Origin of the sequence: Colwellia sp. BRX10-4 (assembly GCF_014077465.1) — a bacterium.
Classification (GTDB): domain Bacteria; phylum Pseudomonadota; class Gammaproteobacteria; order Enterobacterales; family Alteromonadaceae; genus Colwellia_A.
This window is the reverse complement of the sequence record NZ_JACGVZ010000164.1, coordinates 1-236: the sequence shown is the minus strand read 5'-3', so window position 1 is coordinate 236 and position 236 is coordinate 1. Positions and strand designations below refer to the sequence as shown.

The 236-nt window shown below is 44.1% G+C and carries 1 protein-coding gene; it reads left to right on the top strand.

Annotation, left to right across the window (positions count from 1 at the left end):
• A partial coding sequence (locus tag H4J67_RS20225) for a cadherin-like domain-containing protein (protein WP_182204962.1) occupies positions 1–236 on the top strand: 236 nt, incomplete at both ends.

Genomic DNA, 236 nt, shown 5'->3' with positions numbered 1-236 from the left:
ACAGCCACAGGCAATGTGTTAGACAATGCAGAAACTGCTGATGGTCCACTCACGGTAACCAGCTTTACGGTTGGTGGGAATACCTATAATGCTGGTGATACCGTTACTCTCGCTGAAGGTGAACTCACTTTAAATGCCGATGGTAGTTACACTTTTACTCCGAATGATAACTTTAATGGTGCTGTGCCTGTAATTACTTATATTGTTACTGACGGTGCAGGTGATACTCAGCGTTC